The sequence below is a fragment of the Exiguobacterium sp. s152 genome, from assembly GCF_018618335.1.
GTDB classification, from domain to species: domain Bacteria; phylum Bacillota; class Bacilli; order Exiguobacteriales; family Exiguobacteriaceae; genus Exiguobacterium; species Exiguobacterium chiriqhucha.
In genome coordinates this window covers 1-762 of record NZ_JACSLX010000030.1, presented here as the reverse complement: position 1 = coordinate 762, position 762 = coordinate 1, and the positions used below count along the sequence as shown (strand labels likewise).

1 protein-coding gene is annotated in these 762 nt (G+C 32.2%); it reads left to right on the top strand.

The features are described from left to right. The coding region (locus tag KNP72_RS15730) for a zinc-binding dehydrogenase (RefSeq protein WP_214735363.1) at positions 1-744 on the top strand (744 nt) is incomplete at its 5' end. Positions 745-762: the final 18 nt, after the last annotated feature.

The window sequence follows — 762 nt, the reverse complement described above, 5'->3', positions numbered from 1 at the left end:
GAATATTTAAGAGTTCCATATGCTGATTTTTCTTCTTTTGTTGTGCCAGATAGTGATTTAAAAGATGAACAAGTATTATTTTTATCTGATGTAGTACCTACTGCATATTGGAGTGTTGAACATGCAGGTGTGAAAGCAGGAGATACTGTTATTGTATTAGGGTGTGGTCCTATTGGATTAATGGCACAAAAATTTGCAAAGCTAAAAGGTGCTGATCGTGTTATAGCAATCGATAATGTCGAACATAGACTAGAGCATGCTAAAAAATACAATGGTGTTGAAGTTTATAATTTCGATAAAGAAAAAGAAATTGGTAAGTTATTGAAAGAAAAAACTAGTGGTGGTGCTGATGTAGTTATTGACTGTGTTGGTTTTGATGGCGCACAATCAAGTCCAGAACCAAAACTTTCAAAAACATCTCAACAAAGAGGAACAATTAGTCCGATTATTACAGCCGCTGAATCAGTCCGTAAATTTGGTACAATTCAACTGACTGGAATTTATGGTACACCAGCTGATAACTTTCCACTTGATTTAATATTTAATAGAAATGTTCGTTTAACAACTGGTCAAGCACCAGTTATTCATTTAATGCCTAAATTATATGAAATGATTAAAGATGAAGTATTTGATCCTACTGAAATTATCACACATACTTTTCCTTTAGAAAAAGCCGATGAGGCTTATAAAGTATTTGATGAAAAACGAGATAATAATATTAAAGTCGTATTTAAACCGGAGTAATTATTCATAAAATTAAAC